General features: G+C 59.8%; 18 protein-coding genes and 1 pseudogene. 8 read left to right on the top strand and 11 right to left on the bottom strand.

The genetic code is table 11. The annotated features are described in order from the left end of the window. Both NKH90_RS22880 and NKH90_RS22875 read right to left on the bottom strand, forming a co-directional pair. Entirely contained in the window at nt 1-1290 is a 1290-nt protein-coding gene (locus NKH90_RS22880) for a cytochrome P450 (protein WP_352821026.1), read from the bottom strand. 93 nt (nt 1291-1383) lie between these two features. Further along, entirely contained in the window at nt 1384-2586 is a 1203-nt protein-coding gene (locus NKH90_RS22875; protein WP_352494991.1) for a cytochrome P450, read from the bottom strand. A gap of 1660 nt (nt 2587-4246) precedes the next feature. On the opposite strand from NKH90_RS22875, the gene NKH90_RS22870 reads away from it, so the two are divergent. The 4 genes from NKH90_RS22870 (at nt 4247) to NKH90_RS22850 (ending at nt 8259) form a co-directional block, all read left to right on the top strand. Further along, nucleotides 4247-4780 (top strand): peroxiredoxin, encoded by a 534-nt coding sequence (locus NKH90_RS22870; RefSeq protein ID WP_352639849.1) that lies wholly within the window; start codon nt 4247-4249, stop codon nt 4778-4780. Nucleotides 4781-4849: 69 nt separating this feature from the next. Then, on the top strand, nt 4850-6286 hold the full coding sequence (rpoN, locus tag NKH90_RS22865; RefSeq protein ID WP_352821022.1) for an RNA polymerase factor sigma-54: 1437 nt from the start codon (nt 4850-4852) through the stop codon (nt 6284-6286). Nucleotides 6287-6343: 57 nt separating this feature from the next. Further along, nucleotides 6344-7561, top strand: a complete 1218-nt coding sequence (locus NKH90_RS22860) for an MFS transporter (protein WP_352639853.1) — start codon at nt 6344-6346, stop codon at nt 7559-7561. 443 nt (nt 7562-8004) lie between these two features. Further along, on the top strand, nt 8005-8259 hold the full coding sequence (locus NKH90_RS22850) for a hypothetical protein (RefSeq protein ID WP_352821018.1): 255 nt from the start codon (nt 8005-8007) through the stop codon (nt 8257-8259). A 294-nt stretch (nt 8260-8553) separates the two neighbouring features. Here the strand turns inward: NKH90_RS22850 and NKH90_RS22845 are convergent, their stop codons facing one another. The 3 genes from NKH90_RS22845 to NKH90_RS22835 form a co-directional block, all read right to left on the bottom strand. After that, nucleotides 8554-9432, bottom strand: coding sequence for a hypothetical protein (locus tag NKH90_RS22845; RefSeq protein ID WP_352821015.1), 879 nt, complete (start codon nt 9430-9432; stop codon nt 8554-8556). Between the two features lie 318 nt (nt 9433-9750). Further along, nucleotides 9751-10443 carry a pentapeptide repeat-containing protein gene (locus NKH90_RS22840; protein ID WP_352821012.1) on the bottom strand — a complete coding sequence of 231 codons (693 nt, stop codon included), beginning with the start codon at nt 10441-10443 and terminating at the stop codon, nt 9751-9753. A gap of 7 nt (nt 10444-10450) precedes the next feature. Further along, nucleotides 10451-11640 (bottom strand): IS3 family transposase gene (locus NKH90_RS22835; RefSeq protein WP_352821009.1). Its coding sequence is split into 2 segments (ribosomal slippage): nt 10451-11388 and nt 11388-11640, totalling 1191 coding nucleotides; the frame shifts between segments, so codons are not numbered across the junction. Between the two features lie 287 nt (nt 11641-11927). Here NKH90_RS22835 and NKH90_RS22830 point away from each other — a divergent pair. Both NKH90_RS22830 and NKH90_RS22825 read left to right on the top strand, forming a co-directional pair. Next, nucleotides 11928-12275, top strand: coding sequence for a hypothetical protein (locus tag NKH90_RS22830; RefSeq protein ID WP_352639890.1), 348 nt, complete (start codon nt 11928-11930; stop codon nt 12273-12275). Then, entirely contained in the window at nt 12272-12745 is a 474-nt protein-coding gene (locus NKH90_RS22825) for a hypothetical protein (RefSeq protein WP_352821006.1), read from the top strand. Before NKH90_RS22830 ends, NKH90_RS22825 begins: the two co-directional genes overlap by 4 nt. 84 nt (nt 12746-12829) lie before the next feature. On the opposite strand, the gene NKH90_RS22820 is transcribed toward NKH90_RS22825, so the two are convergent. Next, nucleotides 12830-13048: a hypothetical protein gene (locus tag NKH90_RS22820; RefSeq protein ID WP_352639894.1), complete on the bottom strand. Its 219-nt coding sequence runs from the start codon at nt 13046-13048 to the stop codon at nt 12830-12832. A gap of 146 nt (nt 13049-13194) precedes the next feature. On the opposite strand from NKH90_RS22820, the pseudogene NKH90_RS22815 reads away from it, so the two are divergent. Continuing rightward, nucleotides 13195-13308 (top strand): annotated as a pseudogene (locus tag NKH90_RS22815) (transposase); the annotation flags it as partial. A gap of 225 nt (nt 13309-13533) precedes the next feature. Here the strand turns inward: NKH90_RS22815 and NKH90_RS22810 are convergent. From NKH90_RS22810 to hemP, 5 genes are all read right to left on the bottom strand, one after another. Beyond that, nucleotides 13534-14154, bottom strand: coding sequence for a nitrogen fixation protein NifQ (locus tag NKH90_RS22810; protein WP_352821090.1), 621 nt, complete (start codon nt 14152-14154; stop codon nt 13534-13536). A gap of 341 nt (nt 14155-14495) precedes the next feature. After that, nucleotides 14496-14708: a ferredoxin gene (locus tag NKH90_RS22805; RefSeq protein WP_352821002.1), complete on the bottom strand. Its 213-nt coding sequence runs from the start codon at nt 14706-14708 to the stop codon at nt 14496-14498. A gap of 39 nt (nt 14709-14747) precedes the next feature. Beyond that, the gene (locus NKH90_RS22800; RefSeq protein ID WP_352548234.1) at nt 14748-15965 is read right to left on the bottom strand and encodes a cytochrome P450; all 1218 of its coding nucleotides are present in this window, start codon (nt 15963-15965) and stop codon (nt 14748-14750) included. Nucleotides 15966-16813: 848 nt separating this feature from the next. After that, on the bottom strand, nt 16814-17881 hold the full coding sequence (locus NKH90_RS22795; RefSeq protein ID WP_352821000.1) for a hemin-degrading factor: 1068 nt from the start codon (nt 17879-17881) through the stop codon (nt 16814-16816). Between the two features lie 32 nt (nt 17882-17913). Continuing rightward, on the bottom strand, nt 17914-18018 hold the full coding sequence (gene hemP, locus NKH90_RS22790; RefSeq protein WP_023678236.1) for a hemin uptake protein HemP: 105 nt from the start codon (nt 18016-18018) through the stop codon (nt 17914-17916). A 589-nt stretch (nt 18019-18607) separates the two neighbouring features. Here hemP and NKH90_RS22785 point away from each other — a divergent pair. Then, nucleotides 18608-18928 carry a HesB/IscA family protein gene (locus tag NKH90_RS22785; protein WP_352820997.1) on the top strand — a complete coding sequence of 107 codons (321 nt, stop codon included), beginning with the start codon at nt 18608-18610 and terminating at the stop codon, nt 18926-18928. Nucleotides 18929-19076: the final 148 nt, after the last annotated feature.

Raw genomic sequence — 19076 nt, 5'->3', positions numbered from 1 at the left:
TCAGCCCTCCTGCCCATGCAGCCGCACCGGCAGCGCGCGGAACGTCCTAAGGAACGCGGAGGGCTCCCGGGTCGGCTGCTCGGCCAATGCCAGCGTGGGGAAGCGCGCCTGGATCCGCGGCAGGCTCTCGGCCAACTGCACCCGGGCCAGTTGCGCACCGAGGCAGAAGTGGATGCCGTGGCCGAAGCTCAGCATGATCTTCCCGTCGATCGACATGCCAGGACTGGTGCCGTAGAACCGCACGGGATCGAAGCGGTCGGGATCGGCGAAGGCGTCCGGGTCGCGATTGCCGGCCGCGATCAGCACGCGCACGTCCGCGTTCTTCGGGATCACCACGCCGCCCAGTTCGATGTCGCGCTGGGCGATACGCGGAATGGAGCTGAACATGGCGGGCGCGTCGTAGCGCAGGACTTCTTCGACGAATGCCTTCACCCCCACGGCATCTCCCTGCAGCCAGTGCCGCTGTTCGGGATACGCCAGCATCGCCAGGACCGCATGGTCGATGGCCGCAGCAGTGGTGGCGAAGCCGCCCAGCAGCATGCCCCACAGCATGCTGATCAACTCCGCATCCGACAGCATGTCGGCATCGTCGTCGTGTGCGCCGACCAGCATTGACACGATGTCGTGGCGGGAATCGGTGCGCTTGCGCTGTATGAGGTCGCCGAAGTAGGCCTGCACCCTGGCGCTGGCCGCGTCCGCCGCGGCGAGCTGGGGATCGCTGGCGTGCGGGCTCAGGCCTTCCAGAATGGCGCTGATGCCGGCGACGAGCCCCAACATGTCGTCCTGGGGCATGCCGAACAGTTCGCCGAAAACCAGCATGGGCAAGGCCAGCGCGAATTCCCGATGCAGGTCCACCGCCTCCCCGCGCTCCAGCGCGGGCGCCATGCCGTCCAGGCGCGCTGCGACGATGCGAGCGATGGTCGGCCTCAGGTTGTCGATCTGGCCCATGGTGAAATCGCGCGAGATCAGCCGGCGCAGACGCGTATGCGTCGGTGGTTCCTTCATCGCTAGCGTGGACGCCAGCAGATTGAGTGACAGGCTGGTCGCCGCACGCGGGAAATAGCGCGCCAGTTCGCCCGGCGCCGGTCCCCGAAAAGCATCGCCCGTGGCCTTGAGCGCCCAGTAGATGTCGGCGTGGCGGCTCAACAGAAAGAGGCCCGACGCCGCGCGATGCACCGGATCGTGCTCGCGCAACCACCGCATGAATGGATACGGGTCGTGGATGCAGGCTGGCGACGCCAGTTCGGCGAAGGCGTCCCGGCATGTTGCCGTGGTTTCTTGCACGTCCATCTTGGTTACCTGTTGGCTGGCTGATCTGACCGGCGCGCGCCAGGCGCGCCGGCAATTGCGGAGAAGATCGCGATTCCCGGCGGCGTCCGCGCATCACCAGAGCACCGGGAACTCCTCGAACCCGCCAGTGATGATCTCCTTGCGCAACTTCAGTTCTTCGGGCGCCACGGCCAGGCGCAGCGCGGGAAAGCGCTGGAAGATCGAACCGAACACCACCTTGAGTTCCAGCCTGGCCAGCGCCGCGCCGATGCAGTAGTGCGGCCCATGGGAGAACGCCAGGTGCGGGTTTTCGTCGCGTCCGATGTCGAAGATTTCCGGGTCGTCGAAATGGCGCGCATCGAACGACGTCGCCGGCAGGCCGACCAGCACCTTGCTCTCCGCGGGAATATGCACGCCCGCGATGGTCACGTCGGTGCTCGGATAGCGCATGATGCCGTCCCAACCCGCGCCCGGCGGGTACATGCGCAGGATTTCCTCCACCGCCTTATCCACCAGAGATGGATCGCCGACCAGGCGTTCGCGCTGTTGCGGATGGCGGAACATGGCCAGCAGGCCGAATTCGATCTGCGCGACGGTGCTCTCGTGCCCCGCCACCAGCATTCCCGCCGCCAAGCCGATCGCCTCTTCCTCGGTCGCCTTGCCCTGGTCGACCGCCGCGAGCAGATCCGTCAGCAGGTTGTCGCCCGGATCCTGGCGCTTGTCCCGCATCTTGCCGCGAATGTAGGCGCGCAGTTCTTCCCAGGCCAGGCGCGACGCGCTGCGCGGGCCGCTTTCATGCTGGTGCGTCATCACCTCGTCGGACAGCCCGGCGAAAAAGGCGTGATCCTCGTAGAGCACGCCCATCAGCGCGCTGATGACCATGGCCGGAAGCGGAAAGGAGAGGTGGCGCCGCAGGTCGGCGGGCTGGGGCTGGGCCGCCAGTGTCTCGAACGACTGCGCGGCGATCGCCTCGACCTGCTGCTCGAGCAGCTTCACCCTGCGGTTGCTGAAGGCCGGCGCCACGATCGTGCGTAACCGGGCATGCTCGCCCCCCTCGTGCGAGACCAGCCACCCCGGCGATCCGAGAATCACCGAATCCGGGGTGAATGCCGCCGGCGGCATTCCCGAGGGCCGGAACGCCGCGTCGGACAACACCGCCTTGGCCTCGTCATAGCCTGTGACCCACCAGCCTTCGTGCCCGGACGGGAAGCGCACGTGGTGGATCGGACCGTTGGCGCGTAGCGCCAACATCTCGGGCGAGGGCTCAATGTGATCGACGCGCCACATCGGCAGCGTCGGCAAAGGTTGTTCGGACATGGTGGCACTTCACTCTATAGCGATGGAAGGGCGGAAGGTGACCGGCGGGCGCTGCGGCAGCGAAGACCTAAGACGGCTGTAGACGACGTCGTCCGAAGGCAGACCGATTATCAAGATCGGCTAACGCGTACCTGTCTAGGCACATCGCGCGGCGAGATGCAGAACGTTATCCTGCACCTTCGAGGTCAGGATAAAGTCGGTGTGGTGGGCCTTTGACTCGCCGCCGGCCAAGATTTCCTGCGCAAGGGTCGACAAGGGCGGCGAGCTGTTTGGTAGGGGGCGGTTTCGCCGAGGACCCCCTGTCCATAGACGCTATCCGACGCGGATTTGACATTTTGCTTTTCTTTCTTCGTTCCATCGATCGCGGTGCCATCCACGAAATGAAGGTCGGTCGGCGGCTCCCGGCCCGCAACGAAGGAGCTTCAAAACTCGTGCCAATTTGGCCGGCCCAGCAGAAGAAAAAAATTGTGATTGCTTTTCACTGGGTTAGCCTGAGGCCAGACAAGAGCTCGGCGAAATAGGCCGGCGTCGCGGACCAACAAAGGCGACAGAACAGTGTCGGATAGTACGCGCTGGGCGACCTTTCGGTCGGGCTTGCGACATTCTGGTCCAGTTTCGAACATAAGAGGGTGGCAAATAGACACGATTGGGGAATTCGATCCTGACGGAGTCAGGCGCTTGCCGAAGCGCGCGCTCATGGTTGCTGCGACAGGCGCATGTTCGCGAAAGCCGAGCCTGCGCACGCAAGAACACGTTTGCGGCAGACGCTACGAAATCGCTGCAGTGCCCGCCGGTCTGAGGTAGGGCATCGGCTCGGCTTTCGGTTCGTCTTTGTCCAGCCGGTGCGGAAGCGCCGCATATCCGCACCATACAGCACCCTTGTCGTGCGTGCTGACGAGGCGCTTATAGGCCCGGTCTTGAAGACACGGTCCTCCCAAGAAAGGATCGCTCCAAAAGCATCTCTATTTGAAATGGCACGCCGCTTGCTGCTCCTGGTCAGAGCCCATCAAAACACGATGAAAGCGACTTGCGCCATGCCCGACACGCGAAGCTCTAGACCGTGGCCTGAGGAGACGGTGCCTGTTCCCGCTGAACATCGGTACATCATCTCCTCCGGGGGTCCCTCCTCGGCAGCCGCTTTGCGCACGGCTGGTCCGATGCCGGCACGCCAACACGTGGCGCTCGCGCAATTGCCGTTTGCCGGTTCTGATCAACATGTGAGTGCCCAAGAGTCCCATCAAAGAGCCACCGAAGCCAAGGTCGGCGGGTCACTGGCAAACTTCGACAATACGCCGAACCAGGTCAGTAACGCGGGTCGCTTGCGTGAAGTCACATTTGAGGCCTCCATACGCGTCCGATATTGGCTACTTCGGGCCCGCTATCACTTTGTCCCGGGCACAAGCGCGAGCGATGGATGCCGCTTCCGGCGCCATAGCCGTGGAAAGATTGCCCCAGCGGCTCGACAGCCTCCACTTGCTCAGATCGATGGCGTTCGGGTGACGAAGACCAGCAGCCAAGACGTTCCCCTACGTCGGGATGGAAAAAGGAGGGTGCGAGCCGCAAGGGCCTCATTTCATGCCCGGCATACGAGCCTTTGCTCGGTATTGCGCCAGCCTCTGCCAGAATCCGGCGCGCCAGTTTTTTCCTGAGGAGCAAGTTGATGACCGTTCAAAAGAAGGTTCCCTTCGTCACCTTTCTCACGCGTATTCGCGATGAGTCAGTCCAGGGCCCAAATCCATATCGCTGGGAAGAAAAGACATCTGACGACTACTTTGCCGGCAAGCGCGTCATCCTGTTCTCGCTGCCTGGCGCCTTCACTCCGACCTGCTCGACCTACCAACTGCCCAATTTCGAAGAGCTCTATGATGAGTTTGAGAAGGAGGGAATTGACGCGATTTACTGCGTCTCCGTCAACGATGCCTTCGTCATGAATGCGTGGGGGAAGTCCTTGGGCCTGCAGAAGGTCGAGCTCATTCCCGATGGCTCAGGCGAGTTCACACGCAAGATGGGCATGCTGGTGGCCAAGGACAATCTCGGCTTCGGGATGCGCTCCTGGCGCTACGCCGCCCTGATCAACAATGGCGTGGTGGAGCAGTGGTTCGAGGAGGAAGGTTTCTCCGACAACTGCGAGGCCGACCCCTATGGCGTCTCATCCCCGCAAAACGTTCTCGAAACGCTGAAAGCCGCCGCATGACCTAGAAAACGTCTCACTGGTGCCATTGCCCGCCCCAAGAGGCTCCTCGACAGGATTATCGCGCTCACCATGCAATCCTCAGCAAGCCTGCTTCAGCGCCAGAAGCAATCCATGGTCGCATCGCCTCAACTCATTGAGTCGATTCGCTTGCTGCAACTGGCGCATACTGAACTGCATCAGTTCGTGGAGCGGGAAATCGAGAAGAATCCGCTCTTGGAATCTGCGTCAAACGATGGCGGGCCTTTTGGCGATGTTTCGATTTCGGGAGCGGATCAGCCTGTCGGCCCACGCGCAAACGCCGTTGACGGACCGACCGGGGCCGGGTCGCCTGAACGGCTCGGGCAATGGAAATCACTTCGCAACACGACCAACAACCCGCCGGGTAATGGCCCTTCCCTCGACGAGTTTGCCACCCTCGCCGAAACATTGCACGACCATGTCGCTCGTCAGATCGCCCTCACCGCGTTCACACCACAGGAGCGGCTGATCGCTGGCCAGCTTGCCGCCGATCTGGAAGACACTGGCTATCTTCGGGCAAACCTTTTGGAGCTGGCCGAGAGCCTGAATGTCCGGGAGGCTGATGTGGAACGGGTTCTCGGAGCCTTGCAGCACTTTGATCCACCGGGAATTTTTGCGCGAACTCTCGGAGAATGCCTCGAAATCCAGTTGCGCCAGCGAGACCGGTTCGACCCGGCAATGGCAGCTTTGGTTGCCAATCTTGAAATGCTTGCGCGACGTGATTTTCAGGCACTGAAGCAGCATTGCGGCGTCGATGAAGACGACCTTCTCGACATGATGCATGAGATTCGGGCGCTCGATCCCAAGCCTGGAAATCGATTCCAATCCGGTGCGTCTGAATCAATCATACCCGACGTCTGGGTCACGCCCTCGCCGGAAGGCGGGTGGCAGATCGAACTCGATCCCGCCACACTGCCAAAGCTGCTGATCAACCAAAGCTACTATGCCGAAGTCTCGCGTCAAACTGCCCAAAGTGCGAAGGATAAAGCATTTCTCGACGAATGCTTGCAAAACGCGACCTGGCTGATCCGCAGCCTCGATCAGCGCGCCAAGACCATTGTTAAGGTTGCGGCTGAAATCGTGCGTCAGCAGGATGCCTTTTTGGAACATGGCGTCGCCCACCTGCGGCCTCTCAATCTCAGAACCGTCGCTGACGCGATCGGCGTGCACGAGTCGACGGTAAGCCGGGTGACCTCGAACAAGTACATGCTTACCCCGCGCGGAGTCTTTGAACTGAAGTATTTTTTTACCGTCGCGATCGCGTCCTGCCAAGGCGGCGATGCGCACTCCGCCGAAGCTGTCCGCCATCGGATCAAAGCGATAATTGCCGCAGAATCTCACGGGGACGTGCTTTCCGACGATGACATCGCTGTTCGGCTGAAGGAAACCGGCATCGATGTTGCGCGCCGCACCGTCACAAAATATCGCGAGGCAATGAACATCCCCTCCTCCGTGCAACGCCGCCGGGAAAGGCGCTTGTGTTTTTAATTTGGGTCAAGGCAGCCAACATCATGTTGCAGGGCATCCAAAGTGGAGACTTCGTTCATGACCCAATCCGCGGCAGGCGTCGTGGACGCTGTTCTGCACGACCCAGAAAGGCCCGACCAACCGTCTGGTCCCGCCTGGGGTGCGGTAATTTCGCTTTCCTTGGGCATCTTCGGGCTGGTGACGGCAGAGTTTCTGCCTGTCAGCCTGCTCACGCCGCTCGCGCATGATCTCGGTATCACCGAGGGTGCGGCTGGACAGGCGATGACGGCGACCGCTATCGTCGGGGCGATCTCGGCGCCGACGGTGGCCATCATCACAAAGCGCCTGGACCGCAGGATCGTCATGTGGGCGATGACGCTGCTGCTGATACTGTCGGACGTTCTGGCGGCCGGCGCGTGGTCGCTGGCGGTTCTCCTGACTGCACGCGTCGTGCTCGGCATAGCGCTCGGAGGCTTCTGGTCGGTGTCGGCAGCACTGGCGATGCGGCTCGTTCCAAGCCACCTCCTGCCGCGCGCCATGTCGATCATCCTCACCGGCGTTTCCGTCGCTACCGTTTGCGCAGCTCCAATCGGCGCCTATGTCGGCGATATCTGGGGATGGCGAAGCGCCTTCATGCTCGCCGCGGTCGTCGGCGCCGCTACACTGCTGGTGCAACTCATAACCATTCCGAGGCTGCCTCCGGTTGGAGTGGTTAGCTTCCGCAGCCTGCTGCATGTGGCCAAGAATCCGATGATCAAGGTCGCGCTTTTGGTGGTCCTGCTGGTCGCTTCCGGCCACTTCGCCGGCTTCACCTATATCCGCGCCTTCCTCGAGAAGGTTCCCGCGCTCGATGTCGAGACGATCTCGCTAGTGTTGCTTGCTTTTGGCATCGGCGGCTTCTTCGGCAATTTAGCCGGCGGGCTTCTGGCCGAGTACAGTCTCAAGGCAGTCGCGGCCCTGGCACCGCTGCTCATAGCGATATCCGCTGTCTCGCTGCTGACGGCGGGATCATCGGCCTCGGCCTCGGCGCTGGCGGTTGCCGCGTGGGGCTTGGCCTTCGGCGCGGTGCCGGTGGGATTGCAGACGTGGATGGTGCGGGGCGCCCCTCCTGAGCAGGTCGAAAGCGCCGGTGTGCTGATGGTCGTAGCGTTCCAAGTGGCAATCGCAGCCGGCGCCATTTTCGGCGGACTATTGGTGGACAATGCCGGGATTACCAGTGGCATTGCCTACAGTGCTATTGCCACGTCCCTCGCCGCCCTGACAGTATTCCTGCTAGGCCCGAAGCGCGAAACCTAGACCGCCTGACAGAAGAGGCCTCACCAGCGCAACGGGACGAGAGATGCAATCGCATGCACGGCGCGGCGCGATTAGCATGGACCAGCGCAAGCGCCTCGCCGGCTTCACCTCCGGGTCATGGCGACCTTCGCCGCCAGACACGCGAACCTCGCCGGCACCGGTTTCCATTTGGCGACGATGACGCTGCCAGCGCGATGGAACCCTTGCTGGCGGTCATATCCTTCACGACAAGCCGGCATTCTGGGCGAGCGACAGCTACGCGCCGGCCTTGCCCGTCAGAACGCCGGCGAAGATGCCGCACGATAGCGCAGACAGGTCGCGAAATGCCAGTGGTGTCAACGGCGGCCGTATTGTCGTCGATCGCGCGAAGCCCTAGGCCGACGCGGGTGCTAAACAGCACCAACCAGGCAGATGGCATCATTAGGACGCGACATAGACCAGCAGTGAATGTCTTTGCGTCCGACGAAGGAATGCCGCTCGACCACCACAACATTCTTGCGCGCGTCTGGACGCCCCTCCTCGTTGGTGCTGGGCTATTTAGTTTTCACCCCGTCAGGCGCGATGCTGACGGTGCTCCAATGAAAATCGCCAAGTACAATTTTCATGCGCTGCGTCATGCGGCGGCGAGCCTCTTCATCCAACAGAAGCTCTCGCCGAAGCGTGTACAGACGATATGGGACACAGCTCGATCAGGGTGACGTTCGACACTTATGGCCATCTTTTCGAAGATGACGCCGCCGATCAGACGGCAGTCTCTGAGATCGAGGCTCGACTGCTTTCCTAACGAAGGCTGCAACACGGCTGCAACACGGCTGCATTTCCTAGCAAAAACAACGGATAGATCCGTCTCTGCCTCCGTTAGTCCTGGTTCGAATCCAGGTTTCCCAGCCATTCTATCTTTATTGAACAAAATCAATGCTTACAGGAAATTCATTTTTTTAATGTAAGGTATTCTAGGGCACCTTTTTAGGCCGCAATCGCGAGTGCGCGGTTCAACGAACTGGCCCTGCCAAGAGGTCCGATCTGGCGATTCTTTTGTCTATGCGCGCTAGCTCGCAAAACGACCTGACGGCGTCTTCAAACCATATAGGGGATGCTGGCGAAACATATATGCCCAGGATCAGTTCTGATAAATCACACCGGACAGCCTTGCCGGGCGCGGGATCAATTTTGTCGCGCTCAGCTTTTGGTCGCTCTCCTTTCATGACGCGCAATGTCCCGTTCAACGGAAATAGGACATCCATCTCGCTGTCAGAAAAGTCCCAAATGAGAAGCCTCATCTCTTTTTCATGCCCGAAGCTTAGACGTTTGTGTAAAGCCGGAATGAACCCATTGGACATGTCTAAAGTTTCTGATTCATAGTCTATGTAATCGACGCTCCCGGCGAATATCTCTTCCTTGGTTGCGTTGAATGCTTTTGCTATAGAATTAATGTCACTGGTCACCGCAATCCCAAACTGCCTCTCCCCATAAATGTGCCACATCGAAGCAGACTCATAACTCGAAATATGCCAGCAATTAATATAATTTTCTTTTCGAGCATTATATGCTTCATCAACCTCATTATCTAACAACGCTTTGTATGCTTTAATATCGCTATTGATATCTCCACCTTTGCCGATGAAACTTCCTCGTTTTATGTCGTTTAATTTTTTTTGTGGAACGTCGGCTTCGTTGTTCCACTGGCGATGGGCATAATTTCCGGCTGGCAATATTCCCTCATATGGATCATCCACGCTCAGAGTGTGCATGTTAGAAAACCAAAGAGTTTTCGTTGTAATCATTGAGGCGAATTTCGGGAAATTTATATATCGCCATAGAACCTGTTCCTTTGCCGGCCTTCTAAAGGCCGAATGTTCCGCTAGTGGCATTTTTCTCCCCTTCGTGGCGGCGCTTCATCCCTAGTCGTTGTCGCCACTCTTCTTAGCGAAATCTTTCACGACTTCGATCAACTTCGCCCCACCAAAAGTGGCCATGCTCATCAACGCTGCGTAAGTTGCAGGCGCTCCGCAGAGTGTTAAAAACGGCATGCTCACACCAATAAATGCCAGTTCGCCAAATTCCCGCGACCATGCCCTTGTTTTCGCTCGCCCAACTCTCTATCCGATCTCTAATTGCAGTGACAATTTCGCGAGCCGACGAATAGTCGCCACTACCGGGGTTCTTGCCGGCTTGTTCGATAGCTTCAGCTAACGATCAAGAGACTTTGCTAATTCCTCTAAAAAGTTTGTAAGCCCTTCGAAGCGAGCGAGATCGTCGGGCCTGTTTGGGCGCGAAGACTGCATTTCCTCTAACTCTTCCCGCACCGCAGCAGAGAGCATGGCTGCCATAAGAGCGAAACCTTTCGGCGCTTCGGCTAGCCGGATCTCGATCGTTCTTGCAAGGTCGCCAGAATTGCCCTTGCGGTTGGAGGTGTTGGCATCCGGAGAACTGTCCGATCTTAAGTCGTCCTCCTTATCTTCACTGCTCTCTTTTTCGCTGGGAGCCGCAGCTGCAGTCGCTCCGTCTTTTCGAACAAGCTTACCGCCAGAATAGTTATATCTGCTAAAAACGGGATACCTAGATGTGCTCCTGAGAATTTCTACATTATCAAATCGTGTTTGCTCATCGTATGTCACATTGTCAAATTTTATGTCCTCTCCAAATATTCCTCCGATAAAGTCAGCTCCGCTAATGTTTGCTGAACTAAAGTCAACGCGTGATCCTCTAAAACCTATTTTTGCGTTTCTCAAATTGGAATTATTAAGTTTCACGGCTACCATCACCGCAGGAAAGACGACACCGGAAAGGTCAGCGTTACAAAAATCGGCGCCAACGATAGAGGCACTACTTAGATTAGCTCCGGATAGATTGGCATCTTTCGCCCTTATCTGACCTGCCACTGAACTGTCATCCAGTTGCGATTAGAGCTGCGACCATTTCTGTTACGCCGTTTGGCGCGGGTAAAGCAACCGGCGGAGGCGCGGAGCCTTCGATCGGCGCAGCGTCGGAGCCGGTTGCGGTGATGACCTCGGCATAGGCTGCCGGGGTCTGGTAGCCAAGCGAGGAATGTGGCCTGGCGGTGTTGAAGTCCTCCCTCCATTCGGCGATGGCGCTGCGAGCGTGGTCGAGGCCGAAGAACAGGCTCTCGTTCAACAGCTCGTCGCGCATCCGGCCGTTGAAGCTCTCGACGTAACCGTTCTGCATCGGCTTGCCCGGCGCGATGTAGTGCCATTCGATCCTGTAATCCTTCGACCAGGCGAGGATGGCGTTCGAGGTGAACTCGGTGCCGTGGTCGGAGACGATCATGCCCGGCTTGCCGCGGTGGGCGATCAGTTCCGTCAGTTCACGGGCAACCCGACGGCCGGAGATCGAGGTGTCCGGGATCGCGGCCAGGCATTCGCGCGTCACGTCGTCGACGATGTTGAGCACGCGGAACCTCCGGCCGCAGGCGAACTGGTCATGCACGAAATCCAGCGACCAGCGCGCGTTCGGCTTTGCCTCGACCAGGATCGGCGCCCGCGTGCCGACCGCTCGCCGCCTTGCCCGGCGCTTGCGCACCGTCAGGCCCTCCTCGCGGTAGAGCCGATAGATGCGGTTGACCCCAGATGCCTCGCCCTCGCGCCTGAGCAGGATGAACAGCCGCCGGTAGCCAAAGCGTCGGCGCTCGTTGGCGAGGTCACGCAACCTGCCGCGCAACTGCGTCTCGGGTGGACGCCGGGACTGGTAGCGGATCATCTTGCGATCAGCGCCCACAAAGGAACAGGCCCGACGCTCCGACAAGCCCATGACGGCCTGCAGATGCGCGACGGCTTCGCGCTTGACGGCGGGCCCTACCATTTTTTTGACAGAAGCTCACGCAGCGCCGAGGCTTCGAGCATCTGGTCGGCGAGCAGCTTCTTCAGCTTGGCGTTCTCGTCTTCCAGGGCCTTCAGCCGCTTGGCGTCGGAGACGTCCATCCCGCCGTACTTGGCCTTCCAGTTATACAGCGTCGCCTCCGAGATCCCATGCTTGCGGGCCAGATCGCCCGCCTTTGCACCCGCCTCATGCTCGCGCAGAACCGCAATGATCTGCTCTTCCGTGAACCGCTTTCTCTTCATCAGTCCGTCCTTCAATCAAGGGCCGGACTCTAATCTCAGATGGAGGAAAAACTCAGTGGCAGGTCAAAATGAAATAGGGGCAAATCCAAGCCCTACCGCGCGAGCGGCGGGCTTCTGGTCGGTCGGCGCTGGCGGCACATATTTGCACCCCTCTAATCTCTTAGGCTCGCCCGCACGCTAAGCGGGCCAAGGTCCAACACTCTTTGCCATGGTTCGCTTCGGTGCCATGCACCACGCGCTTTCCCGTCTGCCCGGTCCATCCTTGGGTCGAACATGACGCCGCTGAAATGGTCACGGAACGCTTCGGCCGATGCAAGATCGGCGAAGCAATGAAGCCGGAAAAGCTCTTCCCTGCCATTCGACCAGATCGCCGTCGCGTGCCTGATCAGGAAGGCAAGGCCGCGCTGGTGGCAAAAATCCCTGATCAGCGTGAAGGTCCGATCGACACAAGGACCGTCAAGCAGCGCGAGCTGATAGGGCCACTCACGATCGATTCTTGTCGGCGATGGGCCGCCACTACGCCTCACCATGGGCACGATAAGAACAAACCAGGAACCACTGAGGTCAAGCTCCTTGCACGGAGGGAGGCGGCTCGGCTACTGAAAGAACTGTGGGTTTTGGAGGGACTAATATGACCGCTGACTTTTTTGCCCGAGCGCTGAAGCAAGTGTTTCTTGACGAGTATGGGCACTTTGCCGACAAGCGTCAGAAGAATCTAGACACCGCATCACGATTTATTGTCGATGATCGGAACGAGGGAGACTATGACGCGCGGAACAAACTGTTCGGATGGTTTTGTCAAATCACGGCTGATGTAAAGACCCGCGACCGTGTGGACCTCTCGATTGGCAGCCAAGTGCCAAAGAGTCCTGCGGTAGAGGCTTGGTTGAAAGCGAACACAAGTCCAGGATCGTATGGGTTCCCCGCGATCGTGATCAACCGTGGGGACCAATCAAAGCTGCTGGAATTGGCGGCCGCGATAAAGGCAATCACGGCAAGGGGTGCACCCCGCTATGAAGTGAAGGCCTATAAATTCGTTTGCCCGCGCACGGCCGACTCCCTAAAGCGAGTCAAAATTGTATTAGACAAAGCGTGGAATGCCTAACGGGGCGCGACAAAGGATAGGGAAGCGGGCACTGGACACCCTAAGAGAAGAGAAATGCGGAGTAAAAATGCCCCGCCATTCTTGTCAGTGTCCGACAGGTTTGATCCTGCATCGCCTGAAAAGCTCTGCGATCAAATCATTGATGATCACTGTGCCGGCATCGCCGGACGCCGGTTTGGCGGTCGATCGTTTGTCACCGTTGCCTTGGACATGGATCATGTCGTTTTGCTCGTATACTTCGAATGAGTAGGACTCACCGTTAAGCGTGCGGTGTTGGTCTTTGTATTCGGTGCGCTTCCCCATCACGCCGTCTTGCCATCATCAGCCTGAACGCTAGCCGGCCAGATCCAAGCGGCCATGAGTGCATCCACGAATTGGTAGGGCTTGACCTTGCCCCTCTGATCTAATCCGGTTTGAAGTTCGTTCTGGCCCATCGAGAGGACCAGGACATGAAACGTAGCCGCTTCTCTGAAGAGCAGATTATCGGACTTTTGAAGGAACATGAGGCCGGGGTATCGGTTGCCGATCTGTGCCGCAAGCACGGGGTCAGCGACGCCTCGATTTAAAACTGGAAGGCCCGCTTCGGCGGGATGGATGTCTCCGAGGCTCGGCGACGGGTGCGGGTCGGGTCGTGCACCGCCATGATGACGGCGCCCGCCGAAGCGAGCATCGCGAGCAATCGGACAGCAGGCACAGCATTCAAATCCCCGAAGGCGTCCGTCGACATTCGACAGGAGACAGATGGGGCGGCGCGAGCGCTGGCGCTGTACGACTGACGAAAGCGGCTCTCAATCCGAGGCGACGCCGTTCTTGATCCGTGTGAAGCGGCTTTCGCCTTCCTCCGGGCCGAAGCAGCTTTCGAAATCATTGCATACCCGGCAACTGGGCGCGCTGCACAGCGAAAAACCTTCGGCCTCGCAGAGCTTGCGGTAAAAGTATTTCTTCCATTTCATGTTTTGGGTGTTGCCGGCCGCCAGCGTCGGAAAATGCGCGGCGAGCAGGCGGCCGAGGTCGCTTCGACTAAAAAGGCCAAGGTCCTGCCAGAGATGGTCATTGCGCATGGCACGCCGGGCGATGATCTTGGCGAAGCGGGCGCTTGCCGGATCGCGCGGCCGGGCATGCGCCAGCAGCAGTCCGCGCAGAAGTTCTTCCTCCAGATCCGGCTCGGGCTCGCGCACCTCTTCCAAGGCAAACGCGTTGATAGGAAAAGCAGGGAAACAGCGGGCCAGGACATCGCGCAGCTCGGCGCGCGCAAGGCCGGTTGCCTCCGTCGCCGTCGCCTCGCCGGCCTCGATCTCCTCGAGCGCACGTGAAAGCACACAGGCAAGCACATGCTGGTCGAACCTCCTCTCCAGCTCGATCTGCGGCCATCGGCCGGTGCTGAGCCGGGCATAGTGTTGGGCAAATATGGTGCCGTTCTCCTGGTTTGTCCTATCAAGTCATGCAGTGACCCGGCCGGCCGCAACATGGGTCGGGCAGTTCTTCGGGTAGAGGCAGTCGCGGATCGCCTCGCGGTCGAGTAGTTCGGTAGTTTTCGTCGATCGGCTCTGTCGCAAATTCTGTGATTGGAAGAGGTGTTTCGCGAACCCCCGCCCTGCCGTTTGCGCCTCAGGGGAACACTGGCGCTGGAAATGCCCCCGCGGAGTTGGACGTGGACCGTGCTGGGACAGAGGTCGCGTGCTGTTCTTTCCAGTGCGGCCACGTGGTCGACCCCATTCAAGCCCGCCTGACTCCCGACTTGAATGACGTCCTATTCAACCCGCGCAGCCGGTGTACGGTCGAGTTCGAGCGCCCGTTCGGGGCAGGATCGCGCGCCTCGCGATGCAGGCAGCTCCTCCCCTTCCGCAACTTCAATGTTACCAGGCAGGATGTAACCGTCGTCATCAAGCTTGAAGATGTCCGGCGCTTGCGCCGCGCATCGCGCGTGACCCTGGCATTTGGCATTTTGGACGATGATGCGCATGGCGCTGCCTCCATTGTCTGTGCCCGGGCCGGGGCGGGCCTAGGACCAGTCCAGGATCAAATTTTCGATCCCGAATACATGGCCGCCAGAGGTTATGGGTGCCGTACCCTGCTTGATCCTGAAAGCCGGGATGCGCGCCAGCCACTCCTCCAGCCCAATGACAATCTCCCGCCGGGCAAGGTGTGAGCCAAGGCAACGGTGGGGACCATAGCCAAACGCTGCGTGGCGGTTGTCCTCACGCTCCAAATCGATTGTGTTGGGGCATTCGAATTCCGCCGGGTCACGATTGGCAATCATCGTGGCGCAGGAAACATAGTCCCCCTTCCGGATCGGCGCGCCTTCGAAGTCGATATCTTTCGTAGCCACGCGGATCAACTGAATGGGCGGATAGGCCCGCAGCAATTCTTCGGTTGCGAGCGGGATGCGGTCCGGTTCGCTCCGCAGCAATTGCTGATCTTTGAGGTTGCGCGCGAGGTACGCCAAGTCAAAGCCTATAGCTGCTGCGACCGTGTCGAGCCCAGCGACGAAGACAAGCACGCCGATGCCGCGGACTTGGGTGTCCGTCAGCCGGCGGCCCTCGACCTGTGCCTGCACGATAAAGGTCATGAAATCGTCAACCGCCTCCTGGCGGCGCATGGCTGCAAGTTCGTCGATGAATGCCACGATCGTCCGGGCAGCCACAGGTCGTTCCTTATCGTCGCCGTGGAGCAGATCTTTCCCCCAGCCGACGAATGTATCGAGTCGGTCATCGGGCAACCCCAGAAAGCGAAGAAAGGTGCTCACCGCGAAAGGAAAGGCAAAATCCTTCATCACGTCGCAGCTTGTGCCCGACGCGGCGATCCTTTCGATCAGCTCGACCGCCCGTTCGCGGACAGCCGGTTCCAAAGCCAACACCCGCTTTGGCGAAAGCAGCGGATTGAGCAGTGAGCGAAAGACGCCATGGGCCGGTGGATCGAGCTCAAGCGGGATCGTCGGCCAGTTTTCACCCAGTATGGAGGAGAAGATGCTGCGATGGCTGGAAAAAGTCTCTGCGTCCTGCAGCACCTTCCGCTGGTCCGCGGCACGGGTGATGACCCAGGTACCCCGGCCATCTTGCGTGTTGTAGCGGGAGTAAAAGATCGGAGGCCCGTCATGTACGCAAGCGACAGCTGCGTGTGGATCCCCGTTGGGTGTTGGTGGCATCCCTGGCGATGTAAACAGGCTGAAGTCCCTCACCATTTCGGGCGGGACATGATCTGGAACGGGGTTGGTCGCCATTTTGTTTTCTCTACATTGGCGTTCATGGCTCGATTGAGATTGCACCGCTGTTCATAAAGTCGATTTCCAGCATGGGCACGTCTCTTGTCGGGCGCCTTCTAGATTCTGTCGCCTGATACAGCCCACCTGCACCAGCGCGGATGAGATCGGTTGCGAAGTCGATCAGAAGGGGCATCTCCGCCGCGCTGCGGTCATGAAGCAAAGCCGCCGCTTATCCCCGTTAGGGTTGAGAGGCTGGTCAATCACCTCTGAGCTCCGTGACGCACTGCTGATGCCCTGCTGATCAAATTGTCGAAGCAAGTCGCGTGCCGGATAGGCGTACCCATGGCGCTGCACCAAGCAATGCCAGCCTGCACTAGGCCCGCCGCTGATGATCACCTGTCCATCATTCTTAGGACAACGTCCGACAACCGACATCCGTGGTCGGTTTGTCGAGTCCGCGACATCGGGCTGTTCGGCTTGGCTGCTGCTGCACAGCCTTCCGGTCGACGAGCGAGGAGATCGCTCGCACGGCCCGGATTGAGCAACGACGCGACCCAGCGCAAGGTTCGGGTGCGGTCCGACAAGACCTGGCGGCGCTTCCGCTTCGGTTCGGCGCTGATGGCATATGCGTTGTTTTAGCCGCTGCAAGGATTTCCCTCAGACGGCGATGCACTCGTGCGCACCGGTCCGGCGACGACTAGCTTGACTGTATCGATGCCGTCGATTCCGGCGTGCATCATCTGACCGTGCGTATGCGCTACGACGGCAAGCTTTTCCGCACATGGACCTAAATTTCCTCGCGAGCCGCTGTCGGAACGTGGTGCCGAGTCCTATGGCGGCCGGTTCATTCCGAGGGCCTGTCGGCTCTACACATCCCTGTCGGTCGGACCGGGAACGCGTGGCAGACTCTCGGCCAGAAACCGCCAGTCGCTGCGCTCGCGTTCGCCTTCCATGCGCGTGCCGAAGAACTGGATGATCATCTTGCCGTCGGCGCCATAGGCTTCAATGGACGTGACGTGACCGTCCCTCGTCGGCTTGCGCACGGCCCAGACCTCGCGGATGTGATGGGTCCTAAGATGCAGATGGAAGGTCTCGTCGAGCACATTGATCCGCGGCCCGATCTGCTTGACCGACTTGATCGGGCCGGAATGGATCTGGATGCAACCATGATTGCCGACAAAGCACATGATCGGCATCTCGTCTTCGGCCGCCTGTTGGAACAGGGCGCCAACGGCATCATTGTCGAGCAGCCAGGCGTAATCCTCGTCGGCCATACGCATCGCCTGGCAGCGGCTGAGCTTCAGTGCCTTCAACATATGGTAGAACTGATGCACGTCGCTCAGCCGGCTCCAGTGCTCGCGTAGGTCGTCGACCGTGGCGGCTTGGTCTGGACTCACTGCGTTATCGCGCACCCCGCTCGCCTCGACCGATATGATCGGCTCCTGGTCGGAGGATGCGAGCTCTGCCGCCAGATTCTGATAGGCCTGCAGGTTCGAGGCGGGCCTGAGATGTACTTTGTGCATCGCCTCGCCGGTGGCATCAAAGAATTGCAGGCTGCGGCGGATCTCGGCTCCCTCGCGCTTCTCGACGGCGAAGCCATACGCCCACGCTTTCGGGAAGATGCGCAGGTCGATCTCGTCGCCGAGCACCATGGCATGCGGGTTGCCGGTGACCACTTTGTCGTAGACGCCGATCTTTTGGTGCACGGCACTTTGGTTGCGGGTGACCGCCATCACCTCGCCGACCGCTTCGAGGCCGGTCAGCAGATCATCGACGCGCGGCTCGATGCGCACCGCGCCGTGACCACAATGCGCCGCGACCAATTCGGCTTCCGAAATGCCCAATCGAGCGGCGAGATCATGCTCCCGGATTTTCGGATTGTCTTCGCACGCCCGCCGGATTTCGTCCGGCGACGGTTTCTCGCGCTGGTCCATGTCTTACCCCTGCTTCCACCTACGTGTGAGGATCAGCTGCCCTGCCGGTGAATCTTCAGCCGATAGGGCGCGCCGTAATGCTCGACCCTGATCTGCTGCTGGCCCGTGAACAAAGTGTCGCTGGACAGCGTGCGCACGTCGTCGCACCCGCGCGAAAACCGGGGGTGCTATCGGAGCGGCGAGACCCGAGTGACACGAGCAGGCACCTGCCGATGGAATCCCGTCGAGCCGACCGGCGGCCACTGGGCGGTGGTGAGCGATTGTGGGTGTTGTCGCAATCGGCCAATCGGGCATTCGGATGCCACGGGCGGCGCTGCTTTGCCAAACAAAGCGTATCTGACCCAGTCCTGACATGTTGCTCCCTTGCTTCGCCCCATCGATCGCGAGGGCACCCACGACATGATTGTGGATCGGCAGTCTCTTGCCGCCTCGCCAAATGGAGCTTCAAAAACCGTGCCAATCGCGCCGGAGCAAGCTCAGAAGAAGTCTTCTGTAATGGTCATTGGTTTAATGTGAGTTCAGCCAAGAACTCAGGCCCAACATCCCTCGTGGCGGACCCGACAAACCCGACAATACGTGTCGGTTGCCCGACACCTTCGCAGCAATGGACGCACAAGAACCACGGCAGTGTCAGAGATGCCGCGCTGTGTTGAAACGTTTTTTCGCTTTGGCACGGTGCATGCAACGTGATGCGCAAGCAGGTCCCGGACTGAGGAGAATGGACCCATGATTACGCTCACCGACAACGCTGTTGCCGCCATCAAGACTGCTCTTTCCCGCGCCAGCGAGCCGGCGGAAGGCTTTCGCATCATGGTCCAGGCCGGCGGCTGCGCCGGCTTCAAATACTTAATGGGCCTGGAGAGCGTGTCGCGCGAGGGCGACGCGATCACCGAGACAGATGGGATCAAGCTGTTCGTGGACGCGGGCTCCCAAGCCCATGTCGCCGGCATGACCGTCGACTTCCTCACCGGGCTCGAATCTTCCGGCTTTGTCTTCGATAATCCCAACGCGCGCGAGAAGTGCGGCTGCGGCAAGTCCTTCAGTTGATCGCCCGAAGCGCCTCGCGGGTCCATGGAGCGATTGCCGCCGACGGACTCATTTGCGGCAGAGGAGGCTTATATGGCCGGCACAACAGATGTCCCTGTCCTCAAGAACAAGGCAAGGTCGAAGCCGATCTTGGGACCGGCAATCGGTT

The sequence above is a fragment of the Mesorhizobium sp. M0898 genome, from assembly GCF_040319695.1.
Classification (GTDB): Bacteria; Pseudomonadota; Alphaproteobacteria; order Rhizobiales; family Rhizobiaceae; genus Mesorhizobium.
Note: the sequence above shows the minus strand (reverse complement) of the source record. Positions and strands in the feature narration are given on the sequence as shown.